The organism is Ignavibacterium sp. (genome assembly GCA_032027145.1).
Lineage (GTDB): Bacteria > Bacteroidota > Ignavibacteria > Ignavibacteriales > Ignavibacteriaceae > IGN3.
This window is the reverse complement of the sequence record JAVSMP010000001.1, coordinates 2,558,084-2,583,317: the sequence shown is the minus strand read 5'-3', so window position 1 is coordinate 2,583,317 and position 25,234 is coordinate 2,558,084. Positions and strand designations below refer to the sequence as shown.

Sequence of the window (25,234 nt, the reverse complement as noted above, 5' to 3'; positions counted from 1 at the left end):
GCCGTTGCTGTTTTAAAGTAATTTAGAGTATGAAATTATACATTGTAAGCACTCCGATCGGCAATCTTAAGGATATTACTTTGAGAGCTATAGAAACTCTTAAAGAAGTGGATTTTATCTTATGTGAGGATACAAGAGTTTCTGTAAATCTTCTTAATCACTACGGAATCAACAAAGATCTTGTTTCTTTAAATGCTGTAAACGAAAGTCATAAAATTCAATCAATAATCACCAGACTAAAATCAAATCAATCTGTAGCTTTAATTTCAGATGCGGGCACTCCGTTGATTTCGGATCCTGGGATCAGATTAGTTTCAGCTTGTATTGAAAATGAAATTGAGGTCATCCCTATTCCAGGCGCTTCTGCAGTTTTATCAGCCTTAAGCATGAGCGGATTACCCACAGATTCTTTTGTGTTTGAAGGATTTCTCCCACAAAAAAAAGGGCGTCAGACAAAACTTAAACAATTAGCAGCAGAAGAACGGACAATTGTTCTGTATGAATCAATGTATAGAATTGAAAAGCTTCTGAATGAACTTAATGAATTTCTGCCTGAAAGATATATTGTCGTTTGCAGAGAGATCACAAAAAAGTTTGAAGAAACCTGGCGCGGATTTGCAAAAGATGTTTTACTGAATTTTTCAGATAAAGTTGTTAAGGGAGAATTTGTAGTTGTAATTGCACCCCAAAACTGGAAAATCAAAAATCTTACTTAGAATTTAAATGAGTGTAATCCCTAATAACAGTATTTAGAAATCTTATTCCGTTTGTATCAGGTTCAACGCCCATCTTCAGTGCAATTCGTTCTTTAGTTTTGTCAATCAGGTTTTGATATACAATCTGGTTTGTATCAACTTTGTGACTAAGTACATCTTTAATTATTTGAATATCATTATCTGATAAAACACTTACCTGAGGATATTCTGTATTATAATTTTCCTTCAACTCCGGGACTAAAATATCTTCAAGTTTAACGTATGCTTTTATTTTGATAACAGTTGTATTAGCAGCTAGATCACCAAGGCGCTGACCTTTTCCATTAATCAGAATAGTTATAATTGCTACAGCGCCATAAGTAAAAAAAACATCTATTGGTTTAAGAATCCATCTTAAGAAATAACTGCCAATACCCGGTTGTGTTCCATCAATTTTTACAACCTTTATCTTCATTATTTTTTTTCCAAGTGATTGACCATTAAAAAATACTTCGAAAATAAAATCATATAAAAACGCAGGCAGAAAAAGTATTATAAACAGAGCTACCGGATAGAAGTAAGGACTGTTAGAATATGAATCAAATAGATATATCCATAAAATAATTAGTGCAAAGAAGTATCCCCAGATTATTAACGTATCAAGAATTTGAGCTATTACCCGATCACCTAAGCTGGCAATTCTATAATTAATATCAACATTCTGGGTAGTTTCAATTCCAATCTTTTCCATTAAATCATAGCTCTGGCTTTTAATTCCAAATATTTATTTATCGTATTAATTGATAATTTTTGAGGAGTAGTTAAAATAGATTGTATTCCAAGCAAAGCTAATTCTTTTCGAATAACTCTTTTTTCATAAGCGAATTTTTCTGCAATTGTTTTATGATAGATTTCATCGAGGGATTTTGCTTTACCATAAAGAAGCTCATCCAATCCTACATTAAAAAAGAATATAACAATCAGCAGATGAGACTTTGCGAGGCTATTAAAATAAGGTAATTGTCGCTTTAACGAGTTAGCAGTTTCAAAGTTAGTAAAGAAGAGCAATAAACTTCTTTGTTTTATTTTCGTTCTTATAACTCCGGCAAGTCTTTCATAATCTGATTCCAGATAATCTGTTTCTTGTTTATATAACAAATCAAGTATTTTTTTCATTTGAACGGAATTTCTTTCAGCCGGCAACATAGAGTTTACTTTACTGTTAAATGTTACTATTCCTGCTTTATCCTGCTTCAACAAAGCAATATTTGAGATAACAAGTGAAGTGTTTATTGCATAATCCAACAACGACATTTTATTAAAAGGCATCTTCATTGTTCTGCCCATATCAATAATTGAATAAATCTGCTGTGCTCTTTCATCAACGTAATGATTAACCATCAGTTGTCTTTTTCTTGCAGTTGCTTTCCAATTAATTGTACGATAGTCATCTCCTCTTACATAATCTTTAATCTGTTCAAATTCCATCGAGTGACCGATTTTCCTTACTTTCTTTACACCAACTTCAATCAGCCTGTCTGATATAGCCATGATCTGATATTTTCTCATCTGAATATACGAAGGATATACTTTGACACTTTTACTTTGATCAATCCTTAATCTTCTGCTTACTATATTCAAGATTGTTGAGACATATATATTTAAATAACCAAACTGATATTCACCTCTTTTAACCGGATGAATTATGAAAGAAAATATCTTTGTATTTCCTTGTTTAATTTTTGAAAATATTTCAAAATCTCTTATCTGAAAAATGAATGGCAGTTCATCAATAATCCGGATATTAACATCAAATGTATAATTGTTAGTTACAACAATTTTAATTTCATTATCATCACCGTTAGAAAGCCGTTCTGATAAAACTCTTTCGGCAAAAATATTTTTTTTATTTGTAAAAAGAATTAATGTTTCAACAAATATTACCGTAATAAATGATATCAATAATATTTTTGCGGTAAAAAATAACGGATCGAAAAAATAACCAAAGAAAAACAACAGCACTATAATTGCTGTAATCAATAAAAAGCGGGAGGTGAGATAAAATTCTTTTAAGAATTTCATTACCTCGGCACCTCAACACGATTCAATATTTGTTGTAAAATATCATCAGGATTTTTCCCTTCCATTTCTTTTTCTGCGGTAAGCATAACTCTGTGTCTTAGAGCAGGATAGGTAATTTCTTTAACATCATCAGGAATAACAAAATCCCTGCCTTTTATTGCTGCCAATGATTTTGCACCCATCATAATTGCGATTGAAGCTCTTGGTGAAGCACCAAGATATAAATCACCTGATTTTCTTGTCTGATTAACAATGCTGGCAATATAAGATGCTATCTTTTCTTCAATATGGATTGATCTTATGATTGACCTGAAGTTATTTAAATCAGATTGTGTAAATATCTTATTTATTTGGTCTAAATCGTTTACAGATTTCCTGTTGTTGAATTCGAGTAATATTTTAATCTCTTCTGAAAGTTCCGGATAATTCATTTCAATCTTAAATAAAAATCTATCGAGCTGTGCTTCAGGAAGTTTATATGTTCCTTCGTGTTCTATAGGATTTTGAGTGGCAAACACAATAAATGGCTCATTCATTTTATAAGTTTTGCCGTCAATTGTAATTTGCTTTTCTTCCATCACCTCAAATAAAGCAGCTTGAGTTTTAGCGGGTGATCTGTTGATCTCATCTATCAAAATGATGTTTGCAAATATGGGACCTTTCTTGAATTCAAACTCTGATGACTTCATATTAAAAATTGAAGTACCAAGGATATCCGAAGGCATTAAGTCCGGGGTAAATTGTATGCGCGAAAAATCTGCTGATATTGTCTTTGTCAAGATTTTTGCAATCAGTGTTTTTGCAATACCAGGAACGCCTTCAATTAAAACATGTCCATCTGCAAAAACAGCGGCAAGCAGCAGCTCAATTACTTTATCCTGCCCTACTATAATTTTCTTTATTTCTGTTTTAACTTTTTCAATTGAATTTTGTAATTCAGTTAAGTCTGTTCTGTTTGACAAATTATTTTCCATAAGCACCTGTTTTTAAATAAAAATTTTCTAATAGAGTATTTAGTTCAATCAAGGTTTCTTTTTTTACTGAAGAAGAGCTGTCAACAATAGTTATAATATTCCTGATTTTATTTAATTCACTTACATCATAATTGCTTTTTTCGGATAGTTGTTTAATTACATCATTATTTAATTCTGTTGTACGCATCGCATATTTGTTTCTTATATGATCTAAAAAATAAACGATTCTCTTCTTTGCAATATTTTTATGATTTGACTGTTTCAAATATACATTTCCAACTGTTTGAATAAACTCTAACGTAGTATTTGTTAATGGTTTAATTACAGGAATTATTCTCTGCTCCCTCTTTCCTTTAAATATCACAAACAGAACCATTGCAAAAAGAAATGTAAAGTATCCCCATTTTAACGAAGGCTGACTTAAGATATACCGTATCGGGGTGCTTTGATATTTATTTACTTCCTTATAATATTCATCCCAGATAACATCTCTGACTTTTAGATATGATAAACTTGTAAAAATATAGTCTCTTTCTTTGTTCAAGAGGTTATAATTTGTAAAAACATTAGGGATTGTGTGTAAGAATAATGTTCCGCTGCCTATTTTCATCTTTATATAATTAGGTGCATCCTGTTCATTTATTCCTAATACTATTGCTTTAGCAGTATCAAACATATAGAAATAATGGTCATAGTTCCCTTTCTTAAAACTGTAATTGTTTTCTCTTTTCAATGCCGGATTTACAAAATTAATTCCAACTGAATCAGAATTGTTAAAGTAAGAAAAGTAAGTTTGTATTTTAAGGGAATCAGAAAGTATAGTACCAAAAGAGGCTGAGGCAATAAAAACATCATTACCATTATTTAACAGTTCAAATAATACTTTCGCATCAAGTTCATCAGGATTGAAATTGTTACAGATAATAATGATGTTCTTGTCTTCAATCTTTCTTTGAATCGAAATATTATAAAACGGCAGGTTTGTTGATTCGATGTTTTTGCCGGGAAACAGATGATTTAATTGTTCATAAAGTATATAAGAGCCATAAGGAGTTTTATCATTTTTTGAATAACTTTGCTCCCAATTGGTAGGCTCTGGAGTAAAAAGTTTAAATACCAGAAATAATACCGCAACAATAATAACAGGTATAACAAATTTATAAGTTTTCATTATTGATATTTCTCCAATAATGAATTAACATCTTTATATCTTGCAATCAATAAAGAATAATTATTCTGATCAACTATAAATCCGCCGTACCAAATATTTTCAAAATCATTTGTAATTATAGAAAAAGAAGAAAACAAAGTTTTTGATTTTATTTCCCTTAAATATTCGTGATTTGTTTTTTCGGGTTTCCAATTAATTATTTGTTTATCGGATAACAATTTCAGTATTCTTAGATAATTAAGTCTAACTGCATATCTGTAGTTTTTATTTTGAACTGCTTCATCAATCATTTTATTGAAATCAATTGAATGAATGTCTTCAATCTCTTCTTTAATAATTATTTGTTTAATACTTTGATTTCCAAAGAACAAACCCTTTATTTCATTTCTGTAAAATCCATAGATTAAAGCCAGAATAGCAAACGCAATTAATAAATATTGAATGATACTCTGTCTTATTCCTTCAGGATCAAGAGAAAAGAGTTTATCAATTTGTTTCTGAATCCAATCCTGAAACTTTTCCCATAATGTTTTAGTGTCTTCGGGATTTTCAAAGTATCTGAAATCTTTGTCCTTCAAATATGATTTTATTATTTGAGAATCAAGTTGTCTAACTTCAATATTAGATGTATCCAAATTAAAACTTCTTCTGATTTCAGAAGCTGATGCAGCATTGGGAAAGTATTCTTCATATTGAACCGAAAGAACAACATTACTTACCAATACAAAAAGGCAGACTAAAAATATTTTATTATTGAATAGATTCAATTTTTTCAATTAAACCTTTTGCTTCTTTTTGTTCAACTAAACTAAAATATAAAAATGCAAATGCAATAATTAGAATTGTAGTTAAAAGATATTGAAACGTTGCAAAGACAGAGGTTAACATAATCAAAATCTCTGTTACTCCCGAAACCCCGCTGCCATCAATGGAGTTGAACATTGTTGCAAACATTACGATGTATTGTGGTATCTGGAAAATAAAACCCATTAAAGACTGAATTATTACTAACACAAAGATCACTCCGAAAGAAAACCACCATTTATTTTTAACTAAATAAAACGATCGTTGAATTGATATCCAGATTCCAGTTCTTTCATACAGCATTATCATATAAGCCAAACACACCTTTACCATTAAGAAAATTAGAAAAATAAATAATATTAAAAACAACAACATTACTAAGCCTATACTGGATGTACCACTTGAAACAGCCGCAATAATCAATGAAAAGAGTAACAGGTATATCAGAGTCAAGAAAAATATTAATGCTGTTAAAGCGAGAATCTTGAAAAAGTTTTGTTTAACACCTTCCCAAACCTCTTCGATTGAAATTGGTGTAAACTCAGGTTTAGACAGATAAATCAAAATATAAGAATATACCGTAGTTAACATCATTTGCATTGTAAATAATATTGAAATAATCATTAATAAAATGACTATTCCCATTTGAGAAATCGAAGTTATCTGAAAAATTGTAAATACACTCTTTTGATAAAAACCTAATAATATTCCGGTTATCAGCAAAAAAGGTCCTACAAGAAAGACAAGTGACTTTAACAATGATAAAAAATTCTGTCTGATAAATTCAAAAGTTGAATTAAGTATCTGTCCAAGATCACGATAACGCTTAAATTCTATTTTACTTTGTGTCATAGTTTCCCTTTTTCTTTAACTTAATAGGATAAAGTATTACGTACCACACAATAAAAGTTATTGAACCACCAATTATCAGAATGTTAATTATTATCGGCATATCTGTAAATCGGGTAACAAAAGATTCAAGGAATCCTGCAATAATAAAGAGCGGAATCAGTCCAACAATAATTTTTATTCCATCTTTTGCTGATAATAAAAAGAACTGTCGTCTTGAATAAGTTTTAGGAAATAGTATAGAATTACCAAGAATTAAACCGGCTGCACCGGCAATTATTATAGATGAAATTTCTAATGTTCCGTGTATCCAAACAACAGATAGTGATTTTAACAACAGATTTTGTGAATAAAACAGATGATGAAAAGTACCGAGCATAATTCCGTTATAAAGCAGCAACAAAATTGTTCCAATAGATAAAAGTAACCCGGCCATAAATGTAAAAAACGAGACCCTGATATTGTTGAAAGTAATCCCCATAAACATATCAATGCCATTCACCTTTTTATAAACTGCAAGCGGATCACCCTGTTTAATATTCTCTAAAGTCATATTAACATAAGAATCGCCAAGAATTAATCTTACAAAACCTGTATCACCAGTTGACGATATTACTCCAATTAAAATTGAAGTTAGAAAAACAAAAAATGAAATGAGTAATTCTTTTCTTCGCCTAAAAAAAACTAGTGGCAATTCGTACTGCCAAAAAGAAATTATTCTGCTTTTTTTTTCTTTTCTATTCTTATAAACAGATTGATGCAGTTTTGCAGTAATTGAGTTCAAGTATTCTGTTGTTTTACTTGCAGGATAAAATGTTTTAGAGTAGGATAGATCATCTGTTAATTGAATAAATAATTCAGCTAATTTATCCGGGTCCTGAAAAGAAGTCTTTTTAGAAAGGAATAATTCTACTTCTTTCCATCGTTCTGAATTGTTTTTTATGAATTGTACTTCTTTCAATTTTATCCAGATATTTATTTTTCATCAACATAATTGACAATAGAACGAATATCATACTTTTTTAATTTCTCCCTTCCTTGTAAGAAGGATAATTCAATAACAAAAGACAATTGAACAATTTCACCGCCAAGCTTTTCAATTAAGCTGCATACTGCATTCATTGTTCCGCCGGTTGCAAGCAGATCATCATGGATTAATACTTTATCTCCCGGTTTAATAGCATCTTTATGAATTTCGAGTTTATCCTCTCCATATTCAAGCGAATAAGAGATTGCAACTTTTTCGGCGGGTAGTTTTCCCGGTTTTCGCACAGGAATAAATCCGGCATTAAGTTTATAAGCCAATACTGCACCAAAAATAAATCCGCGTGATTCTATACCGACTACTTTATCGATTTTTTTATCTTTAATCAAAGAAAATAATAAATCAAGAGTATAATTAAATACTAAAGGATTTTTAAGCAGGGTTGTTATATCACGAAACATAATGCCCGGTTTGGGAAAATTTTCAATATTCCTGATGTAAGATTTTAAATCCATTTACTTATCCTTATTTAAAAAAGAATTAATCCCATTTTTAAAATCTGCAGTTGAACGGCTTATCACATTAAGATTTATACAATGATTAACTGCTTCGCGGACAGAAAGATTAGAAATCTGATTAATCATTTGTTTAGTCTGCTTTATGCTTGCGAATGAGTTTTTATTTAATTTTTCTGAAAGTGACAGAGATTTTTCAAATACATTTTCGCTTAAATAATTTACAAAACCGATTTCATAAGCTCTCTTTCCTGAAATTCTATCTCCTTCCAAAAGCAATTGTTTTGCCATTCCCTCTCCAATTCTTTTAATTAAAAATATTGAAACTATAGCAGGTATAAATCCAATTTTTACTTCGCTGTAACCAAATTTACTTTCTTCGGGATGAGCTAAAATAAAATCACAAACAGAAGCCAGCCCACAACCGCCGGCAATTGCTGCTCCATTAACTGCTGCAATTGTTGGTTTTGGAAATTCGTATATCGTTAAATACATTTCTGCAAGTGATCTTGAATCATCATAGTTTTCAATTGCATTATTATCAGATAAGTTATTCAGATATTCTAAATCAGCACCTGCGCAAAAAGTATTACCTTCACCAGTTATGATTAAAGAATGAACAACATCATTATCAGCAAACTCTTTAAGACTTCCTTTCATCTGCTCAACCATAAAGGGATGTAAAGCATTTCTTTTTTCAGGTCGGTTTAGAGTTATAACCGCTGTATTATTTATAATTTCAGATTTTATCATAAATTGATTATGTATTTAGTTATATAATACATTTGAAGGTAAACTGATATAAATGCTACTAAAATTCCTGTTATAACTTGTGCAATACTATGACATTTTAATTTTACCCTTGACCAGCCGACAAGAAAAACAATCGGGAGAAGCAATAAACCAATCCAGCCAAAAACAAAAATTAGTACTGCAAAAGGACCCGAAACTCCCATTGAATGAGCACTTATCTTCCAATATTTATTAATAAATATTGTAATTATTGTGATAGAAATATAACAAAACCAAAATGCGATTGAAATAATATTAAGATTGAATTTTATCATTAACAATAATCCAATAAAATAAAAAACAATTGCGATTAAAAACGGGAAAGTTCTTTCTTCTTTAATTGAAGCATCCTGATCAGCAAGTTTTCCCTTTTTTCTCAGATATAAAAACAATGCAATAGGTGATGCAAAACCAAAAACAAAGGGTATCACGAATGTCAGGATTTTTTTTGATAAGTCAATTTCAAGTGTGAAAGCAAATATGGTAAAAATGATAATAGTAAAAGATGGCGGAACTAAAATGGTTGATATAACTCGTGCAAAGCTATTTGTAGTAAAGTGATTCAACAATTATCATCATAAATATTATAGTTAGAATATAGATTCAGTTTTCTTTAGCTCTTCTAAAAATCTGAATAAAGTTTCTTTAACCGGATTTAACTCTGTGTACTGCATCAACTCGTTTCTGACACGAGATGCATGATGCATACCTTTTAAATATCCTGAATAAAATTTTCTATGCTCAATTACTGCTCGTCTTTCGCCTTTTATTCCGACGGCAAGTTCTAAATGTCTTAAGCAAGTGTTGATTTTCTTTTCATCGTCAATTTTAGTCTGGATATATCCTTTTGATAAAATTTCCTTAGCTTCCAAAAATATCCATGGATTACCAATTGCTCCGCGGGCAATCATAACACCATCAGCGTTAGTTTCTCTGAAAGCGCGTTTAACATCTCCTGGATAAAGAACATTTCCGTTAAGAACAACCGGAATAGATACTGACTCCTTCACTTTAGGAATCCAGCTCCAGTCGGCATCACCTTTATGCCCCATTGATCTTGTTCTGCAGTGAACAGTTAAAGCCTTTATTCCAATATCTTCAAGTCGTTTTGCTACTTCAACAATTTGAATTGAATTATTATCCCAGCCAATTCTCGTTTTTACAGTTACAGGGCTATCAACTGAATCAACAACTGCTTTTACAAGTTTTGTAAGGTACGGGATATCCTTTAGTAAAGCTGAGCCTGCTCCGCTGCCAACTACATTTTTAACCCAACATCCGGCATTAATATCAATCATATCTGGATTTTCTGCATCTGCAATTTTTGCAGCACCAACCATTGATTCAATATTATTTCCATAGATCTGAATTCCAACTGGTCTTTCAGCTTCAATAATTTTAAGTTTGTTGTGTGTTCGCTCATTTGAGCGGACTAATCCCTCAGAGTTTACAAATTCAGTATAAACTACATCTGCACCAAGCTCTTTGCACACCAAACGAAATGAAACATCTGTAACATCTTCCATTGGTGCAAGAAGAATTGCTTTATCTATTTCAACATTTCCAACTTTAAACATCAGTTATAATATTTTAATACTTTTTATTGGTTAATATAAATAATTGATTTAAAAAATAACGTAGTGCATTTAAGGATAATTCAATTTCTAATCAATTTCTTTTATGTCTATTATTTCTTTTAACTTAGGATTTGTTGAATATTTATTAACTATATCCCTTGTATCCTGAAATGCCTGATTCATTCTTTTTATATCTGCTAATGATAAAGTTATGGTTGAATCATTCTGAAATGTAGAAGGAATTATCACATATTCTCTGCCGTTTAGAGTATTTCCTTTAAATACCCAGGTGGGAAGATAATTTACTTCATTGATAGTAATTTTATTATCATTAAAATCTTTTAAGATATTCAGAGTAATAATAATACCAGCATCTTTAAATCTATCTCTCTGGTTTGAAATAAAGTTTCCCATTGAATAGGCAACAAATCCGGTATCAAGCTTTCCATTTACTGTCCGAAAAAAATCCACAGGCTGAAGAACATGCGGATGTCCTCCAATAATAATATCCGCTCCAAATTCAATCGCTTTATTAACAGCATCTCTCTGAGCTTTAACAGGCTCACGGATATATTCATCTCCAAAATGATAATGAACTAAAACTAATTCAGCTCCATTATTTCTTGCTGTTTTAATATCCTGTTCAATTAAGTTAAAATCAATAAGATTAATTAAATAATTTTTCCCTTTTGGAATTGGATTACCATTTGTTCCATAACTATAAGCAAGAAAAGCAATATTAATTCCTTTAATATCATACACTCTTACAGAATCCCGGTCAGTTTGAGAACTATAAGTGCCAACATAATTAATATTGCGTTTTATCAGTTCATCAATTGTTAAAAGCACACCATTTTCACCTCTATCAATAGAATGATTATTAGCAGTTACAAGTAAATCGAATCCAACAGATTTTAGTGCATCAAGATATTGAGATGGTGAATTAAAAAAAGGATATCCGGTAAAACCTCCGTTTTTTTTCCCAGCAGTAACAGTTTCCAGATTTCCGAAAGTGAAATCGGATGATTCAAGATATCTTTTTACATTTCTGTAAGTAGGAGTAAAATCAAAACTATCTTTACCAACTTTAGCATATTCAAATTGAGGACTGTGGCACATTAAATCACCAACCACAGAAATGGTGATTGTAATAGTACTATCTGTTCTGACAGCACTTTTATAATCATCAAGTATTTGGGTTGATGGAATATTAAATACAAATGTAGATAAAACTGATAATGAGATAATTAAATTTTTCATACAATATAAAACAAGGCTGAGCTATTTCTAACTCAGCCTTTTATAATTCAAATATTTTAAGCTCTTATGGTTTAGGAGCTTTTCTAGCAGCTTTTACTGCCTGAACATCATTTCTGATTTCCTGACATAATTTTCTGAGATCGCTCAAACCTTTGCGTACTCTTGTACCGGCAGCAGCTTGTTCTTTCACATAAAATTTTTGGAAATCACCTTCCAAACTTTGAACGAATTGTACCAATTGATTAAATTTTTCCATACGAACCTCCTATAAATTAGTGAATTAATTATTTTATGTTTTCCAGAATTATTTCTGCAATATCTTTAACAGCAACTTCATCAGTCTTTTCAAAATGTTTTACTCCATCAGTTATCATTGTCATACAAAACGGACAGGCAGAAGCAATTGTATCAGCATTTGTTTCCAAGGCTTCTCTTGTTCTTTCTTCATTTATCCTTCCACCTTCATCATCTTCAAGAAACATTCTTCCACCTCCGGCTCCGCAGCAAAATCCTTTACTCTTATTTCTTTTCATCTCAACAATATCCAAACCAGCAACCTTACTTAACGAATTTCTTGGAGCATCATAAATATTATTATATCTGCCTAAGTAACATGAATCGTGATATGTAACTTTTTGGTTTTCAGATTCATCTTTAATCTGAATTTTGCCTTTTGCAATCAACTCTTCTATAAACACAGTATGATGAGTAACTTCATAATTACCTCCGAACTGAGGAAACTCGTTCTTTAATGAATGAAAACAATGAGGACAAGCTGTTACTACTTTTTTTACACCGTAATTATTCAGGGTTTCAATATTCTCGCGCATCATCATTTGGGCTAAATATTCGTTACCCAATCTCCTTGCTGTATCACCGTTACATTTCTCTTCAGTTCCAAGTATTCTGAAATCAATGCCTGCTTTCTGCATTATAGTGGCAAAAGCTTTTGTAACTTTTTTATATCTGTCATCAAATGAACCAGCACAGCCAACCCAGAATAAAACTTCACCATCCTTATCTTCTGCCATCGTTTTTATGTTCATTCCTTCAGCCCAGGCTGCTCTATCCGCAGCATTAAATGCCCACGGAGTGTAATTAGTTTCAAGGCTCTTAAATACAGGATTTAATTGCGGCGGAAATTCTGATTCTGTTAAAACTAAATTCCTTCTCATATCTACAATTGAATCAACATGTTCAATCATTACCGGACACTCTTGAACACAAGCTAAACAAGTAGTGCACTGCCACAGTACTTTATCCGAAATGTAATTATGAATTAAAGTTTTTTCATAAAGCTCACCCTCAGTTTTCCCTTCAACAATCAATGGAGCTTTATCAAAAGTTCTTCTTCTGATGTCTACAATTAACTCCCTTGGTGATAACGACTTACCTACAATGTTTGCAGGACAATTCCAAGTACATCTTCCGCATTCGGTACAGGAATATCCATCCAATATTTGCTTCCAGCTAAACTGATCAATATCTGCAACTCCAAATGTTTCAATATTTTCATCTTCGAGATCAATTTTCTTAAGTGTATTCCTGACCGGATCAAGATTAGCGAAGAACACATTAGGAATTGAGGTTAAAATATGTAAGTGTTTAGAGTATGGAAGATAGTTTAAGAATCCAAATATCATTAAAACATGCATCCACCAAAATATTTCATAAAGAACTAGTGTATTTGCAGTTTGACCGTTAAAAAATATTCCAGCTATAAATGAAGAGATCGGTCTTAATTCGTGCGGATGATACATCATTCCATTATTGGCAAACCCGGAAGCATTTTGACCATACATTGATATTACAATAAACATAATAAGGATAAGAATAAAAGCAGCATCTTTCATCCCATGTTTATCAACCTGCAATCTAGGTACTTTTTGGATATATCTTCTGTAAAGTGAAAGCAGAACTGAACCAATCACCAGTAATCCAAAAATATCCTGAACCACAGTAATTAAAGAATAAAACGCTCCGAGAAAGGAAAGTGAAAATGATGAATAGAATCCTTGTATAATACTTTCTAGTACAGCAAAAATAAACAGAACAAATCCCCAAAAAATTAAAAGATGGAGCAGACCGGCAAGTGGTTCACGCAATAGTTTTGTTTGAGCAAAGGCAATATTCCATACTCTTTTCAATCTTGTCGGAATATCATCAAATCTATCGTCCTTCTTTTTTGCAACCTTAAGATATTTTATGAGATTATTAACACTATAACCGAAAAAAGCAAAGGTTATAATAAAAATCAGTATGAATATTATGTTTTTTAATTCCATTAAATTAAATCTAAAAAATCAGGATTAAATAAAATTTACATTCAGGAACTCTTTTGTTGTCTGAATGACCAGATCAAATTTCTTATTACTGCCGGTAAAAGGATGCACAATATCAAAAGTATGTCCGCAAGCGGGAATCTTTTTAAACTCTGTAATTGATTTGTTACTCCAGTTATAAATTTGTTCACCTTCAGTAACAGGAACTGTAAGATCTTCAGTTCCATGAATAATTAATAAGGGTTTGTTCAGATTGTTTACTGCTTTTTTAATACTTAATGAATTTTCTTTATTTTTCTCTATATCTTCCAGCATTTCAACATTCATCAGTAACGTTTGCTTTGTGCGTGAATTTACAATATGCATTGTTCCTTTGTTTCTCCATTCAACTTTTTGCCTTTCGGTATATCTATCAAATTTTGCAATCGACGCCCAAACAACATATACATCAGCTTCTTCAATCAGACTACTTAGAATTGCTGTTCCGCCGCCCCGGCTATGACCAATCAATCCAATCTTTTGAGCAACAGTATTTCCAAAAAATCCCGATTTACAAGCTTTGATAATTTGAACAAGTTCAGATACTTCCAGAGATACTGTGTTTTTTGCAAAACTCTCAACATCAAATAAATCCGAACCTGTTTTGTCAACCCCATTATGCGAAAAATTGAAAGAAACAACAAAGTATCCACATTTAGATAGCTGCTCAGATGTAAACGGAAAAAAGCCCCAATCCTTAAATCCTTTAAAACCGTGCACTAAAATCAAACAATGAGCTTTATTAATGTTTTCTAATCCATTGACAGAAATATCAAGAACATTACCCTCATTTGTTTTCAGTCTAAATTCTCTGTTCATTACTTTGAAATATGAGTAATAAACACTGAAAAGTCAATAATTTTTAAAATTTTGAATAAAAATAATTCTTATGGTGTTTGCATACAGAACTTTGCTTTAGTATTTGTTCTTTCTTCAAAAAGTGTGATTTCAAGACTTAAAACGAACTTTTTCATTCATAGTGCTAAAATTCACTGAAAATAATTTTAGTTTTATCAAGAATTATCTCTGTAAAAAATTGAACGTAGATTACTTTTGTTTTCCGAAAGCAGGCATTTATATAAAACTAAATGGTAAATAATGAAAAATCAATAAGTTTATAAGATTTAGATGTACTCAGATTTTTCAATATTTGGTTTAATTTGAAACTTAATCTCAAGCAGTAGAATGATTTTATCAAATATAAAAGGTATTGTCTTTAATGCGGCTGGATAAAAACCAAATAATATTATTCAGAACCTTTTCTTATAAGAGTTCCTGACTTACTAAACCTGATTACAAAAATATCTGGCTGATATTAACGGCAAAAGCATCAGCAGATTTTTTTAATACTACTTCAGTAATAAAAGCTTCTTAGCATCAGTAAATGATTCTGACTGAATTTTATAAAAATAAACTCCGCTTGCAAGATCACCTGCATTAAACTCAACCGTATATGAACCTGCATTTATAACATCGTTATATAACTCTTTAATTTTTTGTCCAAGCAGATCGAAAACGGAGAGTTCGATTTTTTGAGTAAACGGCACGTCAAATCTAATATTTGTAACAGGATTAAACGGGTTCGGATAGTTCTGGTACAAATTAAATTGAACAGGAATTGTCTCAGTAATTTCCTCAATACTTGTTACTAAAGAATCCTGTCCGCCTGCTTCATAATATCTTGCGGCAAATTCCTGCAAATAAAAATTAGCAGTTTGCGCATCTTGAATAATCAATGTGTTTTCATCATTAACATTTTCTGCAGAAGATGACCAGTTATGAGATCCGGTAATAACTGAAGCATTATATCCAAATGGTTCGGCATCAACCACAGCATATTTATGATGCAATAAACCAGTAGTAAATCCTTTTAATCTTATATCTACTCCAGCAGATTGCATATAAAAAAATTGACTGCCTGTATCGGTATTATTACTTAATATCACCCTTGTTTTAGAACCTTTGTTTTTTACTGTAATAATAGTATCTGCAAGATCACGTCTTGTAAACGAAAGTAATGCCACATTTATGGATTTCTCAGCTTTGCCAAGTGTTCTTCCTATCTTTGCAGTTGTTCCGTCACTCGGGCTAAAATATAATTGAACTTTATTACCGGCAATTACAAAATTATGCGGTGTGTTGTTAAGTTTTCTTGGTCCAAATCTTGAATTTGCAGCATTTGGAGAATCAGTATCACTACCCCACTCCTCATTAAATTCCAATGTATAAGCACCGGCTAGAGCAACATCCTGAATAAGTATAAGATTTTGTCTGTCATCATTTGTTCCTGGGTCAGTTGGATTCCAACTTCCGGTGATAACCCAAACACTATCAGGCATACCGCCGCGATAATCTATGATGAAAAACTTATTATGATGAATTCCGCTTCCGTCGTTATTGCCGAATCTATCATTTATATAAGGTATTCCGTTATTGATTAAAGTATTCCATGGTGCAGTAGTTCTGTTATCATACTCACCGATTACTCGGATTTTAACCCCTCGGTTTTTAGCACTTAGAAGAGCAGCTGCAATATTTGCACCCACTGTTCCGCTTAAGCTGTAAAGTGCGGCATCAATAGATCGTTTTGCATTATTAATTCTATCAATAAGAATATTTTGAAAATTGGCATTTCCATTTGCATTAATTCCGGATGATACAGAAGTATTAATTGATTTGTTAAAATAGACCAGGATTTCGCCTGTGGTTGGAAATGCTGAAGCAGTACTTGAAACTATATCACTGGAAAAACTTGTATCTCCATTTGCAACAGAAAAGACCTGAAGATGATAGATTGTTGCTGCTTCAAGTTCATCAACAGTAAGGTAATGATTTGTTCTTAATACATTATCAAGTTCAACCACGCCAAGTTCATAATTAGTTGTTACGCCATATCGTATTCTTGAAGTACCTGGATTTATAGTTGTCCATTCCAAGGAAATAGAATTGCTTGTAAGATTAACTTCTTCAGGATATTTTTCTATTATTGGTCCGTTAGACAGAATATCTGCAGGTACCCGCGGCATTATTTGATATCCACCGATAAAAGGTAAAGAAGGTTTGTATTGACTAAGGACTCCAATAACATCGAACTTTGCTGCAGGAGCAACGAGACCGATAATCTGTGTATCGTTATCAATCCTAATCTGTACAGTATCTGAAGGATTTGAGCCTGTAAGTTTATAATTTTTATAAGCCCAGTTACTTACTGAATTTCCATTTAATTCAGATACAACAACTCCGTTAACTCTTACCAATTTTCCTTCAAAGTTTTCAACTCCATTTATACCATCACCGCTTAAAGCTGCCGGAGTAGTAATAAGGGGTTCAACAGTGTTGCCTGAACTGATGATTGAATGGAGTGTTGGGTTTTCTATCTGATTAAGTCCGTTAAACTGAGCAACAGTACCGGTAACCAGTACTTCATCACCTATTTGCACAGCATTTGAAAAAGCTGAACCAAAAACAGAAATGCCTCCCGTATTATCCTGAATGTAACTTGGTCCTCCAAATTGATTACTGACAGTTACAATACCTCTTAAAGTAACAAGATCGCCTAATCTTAAACCTATTCCTGTGTTATCATTAATTTTAGCATCTGCAATAGGAATCGGAGCACCATAAACCAATAGTGACGGCAGCGGACTAACATCTGCAAGGACTAAGTTTACCCCTGACTGAAATTTAATCTTATATCTGCCTGTATAATGAGGTGCAGTAACTTCATTTACTGTTATAGCTACAGTATCACTGATAAAATTTATATTACTAAAAAATATTGTATCTCCATTGACACTCAAGTTGGAAGTGAAGTTTGAATAATTAATTTCAGATTGAGATTGAGACCACAAAAAATCTTCAGGTATAATAATCCGCAAAGAATTGATATTGTACAGCGGATTTTTTTTATAGGTAAAATTTAAATCAATTATCGAATCACCAACAACAATCTGGGGTAAAAGTGTTGCAGTGCCTGATCCTTCCAACTTTGTTCTTAATGAATTTATCCAGGCAATATTTGCTGCAGAATTACCCAACCCCATTGACGAACCTGCATTAATCGTCCAGTTAGCTGTGTTTGTTAACTTAGATACATCATCTTGAATAAATATTATTGAAGTTCCGCTGGAAGATGCACTTGTAAAATGAACTTTAGGATTAGGAATACTATTAGCATTATTTGTTCCCCAGGATACACCAAACTGATGGACTTGAGAAGAATTTCTAATCTGCAACGCATCAGAAGTTCCGGCAAATGAAAACGGAGTACCTGATAAATAAATTGCATTACTGGATTTAACAATCAGTAAATAATCACTGGGATCAAGATCTTCTGAAAAAGTATTTTCGGCGCGGGCAATAATAATAATTGTGCCTTTTCTCAAATTACTCCATAAAGTATTTGAAGAAAAACTAAGCGGCGCCTGTGGATTGCCAGTACTGCTAAAATCTCTTATATCCCAGTTCCTCAAATCAAGACTATCCTGAACTACTAATAATTCAATCCATTCATCAGTTGTACTTGAATTATAAATTTCATTAATTATTATCGGCTGTGAAAAAGCACTGCTGACTAACAGAAATGCAAATAAAAAAATATTAAGAAGTTTCATTGTGTATCTGTTGATAATTTAAATCTTAGAATCTGATTTTTACCAGCATCAAGTACAAATAGTACTTTATCAAAAAAAGCCACACCGGCTGGTTCAATAAAAAATTCCGATCCTCCAAAGGAATGCATTTCAACGCCGCTCGAATTAAACTTTAACACACTGTCTTTGCCGGCATCTGCGATAAAAATATTTCCTGAAGGATCAATACAAGAGCCGGTTGGTGCCTGAAATCTGTTTGGTTTAACAAAAGCAACTCCATCAATAACAGGATCAAATTTACTGTAATATCTTTCTTCAATTCCCGAAGAATAAAAATAAAACCATTGTGCCTTAAAACTTGATTCACCCGCTAATGTAGCAATAAAATCTATATTTCTTTTATTAAAAGAAGTCATTGAATTAATTCCGTTGGCAGAAATTAAACCGCGGTTTAACGGATCAATAAACGGAACTCTTCCAATCGTAAGTGTATCTTTATCTTTTGGCACTAATAAATCACCGCCGGCATTAAGTTTCTTAGGCGCTATCTTGAAAATTGAATTATCAGGATTGGAAATACTTGAGTTATTCGGACCGGTTCTGGCAACATATAATGAATTGTCATAAAAAACTGTAACTGCAGTATATTTTCTTTGAAGGTTAAAATCAGAATCACGTAAGGGAAGTATCCTGACTACCGGCGCATTTTCTATTTGATGACCCGCAGCAAATAAGTTTATTTTGTAAAGCGCACTGTAGGTAACATTTGCAGTATCAAAATCAGCACACACATAAAGATTAAGATGATAATCCTGAGCAATGGCAACTGGCTTTTTAATAGACAAAGAACCATGCCATTGTCCGGCAACATCAAGCATAACAATCCTGTTATTATCAGTATCGCAAACATAAATAAACGGCTCTTTACCCATCAGTATTGCACGCGGATTATTAAATCCGCCCCAGGGTTCTCCATTTTGAATATATAAAGTATCTCCTCCGATATTAATATTACCAGTATATTGATCGAATTGTGTAATATCAAACTTATCAGAGCAGCTAATAAAAACGAGAATTCCAAAAAGTGAAAGTAAATATTTCTTCATTTTATAAATTTTGTTTTTCAAATTTCCAACCATAAAATAATTAATTCGATTATTCTACAATCCCAACAGAATTGAAAATCTGTGAGCTGAACCTAATCTTACAAAATTTGAATACGCATAATCCAAACTAACATTTGCTATACTAACAGGAACATTTACACCAGCGCCAATTGAAATGTTTTGTTCATCGACATTAAACTTATATCCGGCTCTAAGGTAAAAAGTTTTTTTCCAGTTATACTCAACACCGGTAACTATATTTTCACTATTATCGTTAGGATGATTAAGTTGTATTGAAGTTGTAACTGCGTGTTCTTCATCCTCATAAGGTTCAATCGCAAATCCAATTCTGAATATAGTTGGCGGTGCAAAATCCTGCCATTCAGATTTCTTCCTTTTTCCAATTAAAATAATTTCGCCATCAGGTGCTAAATTGCTGCCAAAATTTGAAACAGCAACTGCAAATCTTGAAGATCCAAGTCCTGTCCAATAATAAGTGCCAAGGTCTATCATAAAGCCACGCATTTTCAACTTATCAAGAGTTTCTTCAATATATCTTACTGTTCCTCCAAAACTAAATTTGTCAGTCATTTTTCTTGAATACGTTACAGCAATAGAGATATCACTAAATCCAAAATATTCTCCAGTTCCAAACGGAGCAAATTCGGTTGTTACCGGCATATCCTGCATTGTAAGCGCAACGAAAGAAACACCAAAGGCATTAGTTTCATCAAGATGATAAACAGCACCCAAAAAGTCATGATTAATATCAACTACCCAATTGTTATGTGAGAACATTATCTGATTCTCAGCAAATTGTGTTAAACCGGCGGGGTTCCAGTAAAGCGAAGAAGCATCATTCGCAACAGCTACAAAAGCATCACCCATTGCGGTTGCTCTGCCGCCTACTCCGATTTTAAGAAACTGAGCTGCTGATATACCGGCGCGCTGACCGCCAAGTACAGGAAAAAGCTGACTAAATCCAGTTGAAGTTAATAGAAAACTGATAATAGTTATTGCAAATATTTTTTTCATCACTTGGTTATAATTCTACTTTTAAAATTTTAAGCTCACACCAAACTTGATATTCCTTCTTGTTAAATATCTTGCCGGATTAAAAGGATACGCAGAAATTGGTGCCTGTAAATCAGGGTATAAAGGATCATTCCACGAAATCGGAGTAGGATCGCCATATTCATAAGCTTTGCCTGTTACAGGATTAATTATAGCTGAGTTTTTTGTGTCCAGAAGATTATTTATTTCCAGAATAATTGAAAACTTGAATTGACCTATTGAAAAATATTTTTCAAAATTAAGATCTATCCAGAACCAATCATTTCCTATTTTGCTATATCTGTCATATCTGCTGGATTCATATTCAGGTCTGCCGGTTTGTGCATCATAGCCAGTAAAGACTACCGGTGTATATCTTTTACCGGACCGAAACTGAGAACGAACGCTTATATTGTAATCATCAAGTATTCCATTGCCAAAACCGAATAGTGCATTATCCCTTTCAACATAAAAATTTGCAAATATAGAAAAGCTAACTGGCCGGTCCCAGGACATATAAAGTTCTTTTACTGATTCATTAATATCGCCTTTCAACACTAAAACACCCTCATCAGGAGTTGTGCTTTTACCTGTTACAATCGAATAAGTGAAATCTGCCGAACCGGTAAACCATCTTCCAATTCGCTTTTTATATTCGATCTCAACTCCTCTTGAACGTGCATAATCCGAATTAACATAAGTTGTAAAACTTTGTGATGATAATCTGATAGAATTGATTTTAGCAGAGCGTGTGCTTACATATTCAAATATATCTTTGTAATAAGCGGTAATTGTAAGAACATCATCATTAGTAAACTGGGTTTTAAGTCCAAGTTCATAAGCAACGGTGGTTTCAGGATTTAAATTGGGATTGCCAAACTTTTGATAAGACGATTGAGCACTTACAGGATTTAACTTTGCATAGACAAACTGTGGTTTTGGCCATTTACTAAAATGTCCATAAGAGAAAAACAATGTTTGATTATCAGAAACAGGATGTGATATTCCTAAACGTGGGCTTAATCTCGCTTTAAATCTTCGGTTCCCAAACCAACTGAATGAGTTTTCTTTATAAGAATCTCTTATCTGATCTGGAATAGTAATTACATCCGGGTTATCAATTGCATCATCAACATATTTACCGGGGAACCAATAATCTAATCTCAGACCAAAATTAAGTATCATCCCGCTGAAATTAATATTATCCTGAGCATAGAATGAGCCCATAGCCGGATGCACTTTATAAATATCATTGTTAAATCCAAGTTCACCGACCCAAGGCTGATAGATATCAATTGACTGCATTTCCTGAAAGTGAAAATCGAAGCCTGCTTTAAATTTGTTCTTTTCATCAAAAAAGCTTGTGAGATCACCTCTGATAGAAAACTCTTCAACATAATGGTCATGCCAGGTAGATGGATTTCCTAAATCCCAAAACCCATCTCCAGGTATTATTCCAAGTGTATCTCTGTTTGTATTATAGTATTGGATAGGAAAATTAGGAATATCCTTCGGTTCGTTATATTGATACCATTTCTTTCCATTTGCATCAGCTCTTAAATGAGTAAAGAAGTAATTTATCTTCAACTCATAAAATGTTTTATTATTAAGTGTATGTGTTAAACTGAAGGTTTGATAAATATTATTATGAGTATATGTATTGGCACTATCTAAAATATTTTGATATGTAAATTGGTAACCGGGGCTCGGCTCAACATATTCAAGATTTGACTGTAATGATTGAGAGTTCTGATTAATATTTACAGATTGATTTATTGAATAATTAAACTTTAAAGTCGGTGAATATTTATAAGTAAATTTACCCATCCAAAACCAATTGTTTTCTGCTCTTGGTGCAAAATCAGAGCCTTTGAATATAGAAGAGTAAACTTTATTTGCTTTCTTTTTAATATAACCCTGAGCAATTCCGTCAGTTAAACCGCCGTAAAAATTTCCAAAGAATGTTAATTCGCCTGGTAGTTTTAATCCAAGTGCTGGCAATAAAAACGAAGTAATCGGCTCTGGTCCGTTAAGGTTTGCTTCCAGAATATCAGTATTAAAAACAAAATTAGATTGTGAACTTCCAAGATGATCAGTTTTGTAAGAAATTGCGCCATGATATTTTTCGCCGCCTTCTCTGGTTCTAACATTCACAACACCCGAAGTAGCCTGTCCATACTCAGCGTTATAACCTCCGGTAATGATCTCAACTTCTTCAATTGAATTAGCACTTAACTGCAGCCCAAATCCGGTACCTGCAAGCGGATCCTGAACAGAAACACCATCCAGCAGAAAAGCATTTTCGTATGAGCGTCCGCCTCTGATATGAATTTCATTATCAGATTTTATTACACCTGCCTGCATACTAACAAGGTCTGTAATGTTTTCAACTGCAGAAAGCTCGATTTCATCTTTGGAAATAGTTCTTTTACTTTGTGTTTCTTCAACATCCATAAGTGGTTTTTCACCAACAACTACAACATCCTGCCCAAGTGTAAGAACGGTTTCTTCAAGTTCAACATCAAGCTTTTTTGTTTGTCCTGCACTAAACTGATAACCGGTAAACTGAACTGACTTATATCCAATCAGAGAAACTTCTACATTATAAGTACCGGGATTTATTGATAGAATACTGAATTTACCATTAACATCAGTAGCGGCGCCATAGTAGGTACCTTTTAAAATAATATTTACACCTGGCAGAGCCTCTCCGGTTTCTTTGTCTGTTATCTTTCCAGTGAGTGCAGCAGTTTGTGCCTTCAACTCCAATTGGCTTACAGAAAACAATATTAAAATCAGGAATAATGTTTTAATATTTTTTGCAGAAGAAGCACAAAACTTAAATGACAGTCTTTTTTTCAGTAAATAAAATTTCATAATGTTAAATTAAAATCCTGAAATAGTACTTGAAATAATAATTTTTTAATACTGCCCGGTTTACCATCAAGTCGTTGTAATGGACCACCAATAAAAAACAAGTTCTTGCTGCTAGTTTCAAATCCGATATGTCCGTTTAATACACCACTCGGAAAATAATACAACGGTTTAACACCAACATCTTTTAACTTAAATGATCTTACCCGCGAGAATGACCGGTAAGTAAGCAGGTGTGGATAATTAAGTGAATCGTGCGAAGCAATACTTGTATTTATTCCGATAGAAGATTTGTAGTAACTTGTATCTGATTCAATTGGTAAAAATCCTTCAATCATTTGCAGATCAATATCATTGGGAAACTGCATTGAGAAAAATATTTTACCGCCATCGTCTAAATAATTCTGAACCGTTACATTTGCTACATCTAATGAAGGATCATTATCTGTGTACCAAATAATTCCATCATATAATTTAATAGTTTCTAAAAATGTAGTATTCAGGTATGGCAGTATATTTATATTCAGGTCAAGAATATCAAATTTGTTAGTTAATCCAAGACTATCCATCATATTTGAGTAAAACTGTGCAGCATCATCAAGCAAGATATAGTCATCAACTATTAAAACTTTACCTTTAGGCTTTTTTACATGCCAGTTTCTTGATGTATCAGGAAGTGATATCCATTCAGATTTCGCTCCTGAAATGTCTTCTGCCTGAACATAAAATCTGTTATTTGAATCGAAGATAAGACCAGGCAGTTTAACAGGGGCAATATTATTTGGATTACCATCGATGTAAATATCCATCAAAGGATTGGAATTGGAAAAATCCTTTGTTCTGACTGTTATTTTTCTTACTCCCCCATTTAATAAAACAGCATTAGTGGTATCATTAAGTGCAATTTTAATATTGGTTATAGTTTCATTTCCATCAAGGTCGAAAATATCCCAGCCAAAAGTCATTGCAGGATAAGACACATCCGGAATAGTACTTAATACATTCCAGGATATGACTGGTGCAGAATTCACAATTGGCAAAACAATTCTTGCAGGATTAGGATCAATGATACCGATATCTGTATAATCTTCGCCAATATCCCAGATTCCATTTCCATTTTTATCTGCAAATGGTTCAGCACCAAAATTTATATTATTCTGAAAAACCTGTGAATCATATTTTTCATTGCCCGAGTTATCTACTGCAGCAACCAGAAAAATAAAAGTAGTATCAACTGCACCGATTTTTAATTCAAACGAACTATCGCTTTTAGTTGTAAAAGTCCAGTTAACACCATCAAAAGAGAAATAATAACCAATTATCAATCCATCCGGATCATCACCTGACCAATGCAGATTAATTTTACTTGGCTGATTAGAAATACTCGAATCAGGATATAAAAAAACTCTGGTAACCGGTGCCTTATTTGTAATTGGGTTATTTGGCATTTCATCATAACAAGAACTTAACATTAATAATACAGCAAGGCTTAAACCTAAAACTATTTTTAGATTATAAGCCCGCCGTAAAAAAGAAGCTCTTGAATAGTTAAATTTGAATCCTGGTTTTACTTCCAAAATAATT

21 protein-coding genes are annotated in these 25,234 nt (G+C 32.5%); 1 reads left to right on the top strand and 20 read right to left on the bottom strand.

Translation table 11 applies throughout. The annotated features are described in order from the left end of the window. The first annotated feature begins 29 nt into the window (after nt 1-29). Complete coding sequence (gene rsmI, locus ROY99_10835) at nt 30-716, top strand: 16S rRNA (cytidine(1402)-2'-O)-methyltransferase (protein MDT3696875.1); 687 nt, start codon at nt 30-32, stop codon at nt 714-716. Here the strand turns inward: rsmI and ROY99_10830 are convergent. The 20 genes from ROY99_10830 to ROY99_10735 form a co-directional block, all read right to left on the bottom strand. Further along, nucleotides 709-1,446, bottom strand: a complete 738-nt coding sequence (locus tag ROY99_10830; protein MDT3696874.1) for an RDD family protein — start codon at nt 1,444-1,446, stop codon at nt 709-711. The genes rsmI and ROY99_10830 overlap by 8 nt on opposite strands. After that, the gene (locus ROY99_10825; protein MDT3696873.1) at nt 1,446-2,777 is read right to left on the bottom strand and encodes a DUF58 domain-containing protein; all 1,332 of its coding nucleotides are present in this window, start codon (nt 2,775-2,777) and stop codon (nt 1,446-1,448) included. The genes ROY99_10830 and ROY99_10825 overlap by 1 nt, the downstream gene beginning before the upstream one ends. After that, nucleotides 2,777-3,751 carry a MoxR family ATPase gene (locus tag ROY99_10820; GenBank protein ID MDT3696872.1) on the bottom strand — a complete coding sequence of 325 codons (975 nt, stop codon included), beginning with the start codon at nt 3,749-3,751 and terminating at the stop codon, nt 2,777-2,779. The genes ROY99_10825 and ROY99_10820 overlap by 1 nt, the downstream gene beginning before the upstream one ends. After that, nucleotides 3,741-4,922, bottom strand: a complete 1,182-nt coding sequence (locus tag ROY99_10815) for a DUF4350 domain-containing protein (GenBank protein ID MDT3696871.1) — start codon at nt 4,920-4,922, stop codon at nt 3,741-3,743. The genes ROY99_10820 and ROY99_10815 overlap by 11 nt, the downstream gene beginning before the upstream one ends. Beyond that, complete coding sequence (locus tag ROY99_10810) at nt 4,922-5,698, bottom strand: DUF4129 domain-containing protein (GenBank protein ID MDT3696870.1); 777 nt, start codon at nt 5,696-5,698, stop codon at nt 4,922-4,924. Before ROY99_10810 ends, ROY99_10815 begins: the two co-directional genes overlap by 1 nt. After that, nucleotides 5,673-6,578: a hypothetical protein gene (locus tag ROY99_10805; protein ID MDT3696869.1), complete on the bottom strand. Its 906-nt coding sequence runs from the start codon at nt 6,576-6,578 to the stop codon at nt 5,673-5,675. Before ROY99_10805 ends, ROY99_10810 begins: the two co-directional genes overlap by 26 nt. Continuing rightward, nucleotides 6,565-7,536, bottom strand: a complete 972-nt coding sequence (locus tag ROY99_10800) for a stage II sporulation protein M (GenBank protein ID MDT3696868.1) — start codon at nt 7,534-7,536, stop codon at nt 6,565-6,567. Before ROY99_10800 ends, ROY99_10805 begins: the two co-directional genes overlap by 14 nt. Nucleotides 7,537-7,550: 14 nt before the next feature. Beyond that, nucleotides 7,551-8,075 (bottom strand): adenine phosphoribosyltransferase, encoded by a 525-nt coding sequence (locus tag ROY99_10795; GenBank protein ID MDT3696867.1) that lies wholly within the window; start codon nt 8,073-8,075, stop codon nt 7,551-7,553. Next, entirely contained in the window at nt 8,076-8,828 is a 753-nt protein-coding gene (locus tag ROY99_10790; GenBank protein ID MDT3696866.1) for an enoyl-CoA hydratase/isomerase family protein, read from the bottom strand. After that, complete coding sequence (locus tag ROY99_10785) at nt 8,825-9,436, bottom strand: hypothetical protein (protein MDT3696865.1); 612 nt, start codon at nt 9,434-9,436, stop codon at nt 8,825-8,827. Before ROY99_10785 ends, ROY99_10790 begins: the two co-directional genes overlap by 4 nt. A 21-nt stretch (nt 9,437-9,457) precedes the next feature. Continuing rightward, a complete protein-coding gene (gene dusB, locus ROY99_10780) occupies nt 9,458-10,444 on the bottom strand; it encodes a tRNA dihydrouridine synthase DusB (protein ID MDT3696864.1) in 987 nt (328 codons plus the stop codon). An 87-nt stretch (nt 10,445-10,531) separates the two neighbouring features. Then, nucleotides 10,532-11,704, bottom strand: coding sequence for a CapA family protein (locus ROY99_10775; GenBank protein MDT3696863.1), 1,173 nt, complete (start codon nt 11,702-11,704; stop codon nt 10,532-10,534). A gap of 64 nt (nt 11,705-11,768) precedes the next feature. Then, nucleotides 11,769-11,960: a histone H1 gene (locus tag ROY99_10770; GenBank protein MDT3696862.1), complete on the bottom strand. Its 192-nt coding sequence runs from the start codon at nt 11,958-11,960 to the stop codon at nt 11,769-11,771. A gap of 28 nt (nt 11,961-11,988) precedes the next feature. Continuing rightward, complete coding sequence (locus ROY99_10765) at nt 11,989-13,989, bottom strand: (Fe-S)-binding protein (protein ID MDT3696861.1); 2,001 nt, start codon at nt 13,987-13,989, stop codon at nt 11,989-11,991. Nucleotides 13,990-14,013: 24 nt separating this feature from the next. Next, complete coding sequence (locus ROY99_10760) at nt 14,014-14,844, bottom strand: prolyl oligopeptidase family serine peptidase (protein MDT3696860.1); 831 nt, start codon at nt 14,842-14,844, stop codon at nt 14,014-14,016. A 530-nt stretch (nt 14,845-15,374) separates the two neighbouring features. Continuing rightward, nucleotides 15,375-18,638: a phospholipase D-like domain-containing protein gene (locus ROY99_10755; protein ID MDT3696859.1), complete on the bottom strand. Its 3,264-nt coding sequence runs from the start codon at nt 18,636-18,638 to the stop codon at nt 15,375-15,377. Next, on the bottom strand, nt 18,635-19,744 hold the full coding sequence (locus ROY99_10750) for a hypothetical protein (GenBank protein ID MDT3696858.1): 1,110 nt from the start codon (nt 19,742-19,744) through the stop codon (nt 18,635-18,637). Before ROY99_10750 ends, ROY99_10755 begins: the two co-directional genes overlap by 4 nt. Before the next feature lie 33 nt (nt 19,745-19,777). Further along, nucleotides 19,778-20,758: a PorV/PorQ family protein gene (locus tag ROY99_10745; protein ID MDT3696857.1), complete on the bottom strand. Its 981-nt coding sequence runs from the start codon at nt 20,756-20,758 to the stop codon at nt 19,778-19,780. 21 nt (nt 20,759-20,779) lie between these two features. Further along, nucleotides 20,780-23,653 (bottom strand): TonB-dependent receptor, encoded by a 2,874-nt coding sequence (locus ROY99_10740; GenBank protein MDT3696856.1) that lies wholly within the window; start codon nt 23,651-23,653, stop codon nt 20,780-20,782. Further along, on the bottom strand, nt 23,650-25,227 hold the full coding sequence (locus ROY99_10735) for a hypothetical protein (protein MDT3696855.1): 1,578 nt from the start codon (nt 25,225-25,227) through the stop codon (nt 23,650-23,652). Before ROY99_10735 ends, ROY99_10740 begins: the two co-directional genes overlap by 4 nt. Nucleotides 25,228-25,234: the final 7 nt, after the last annotated feature.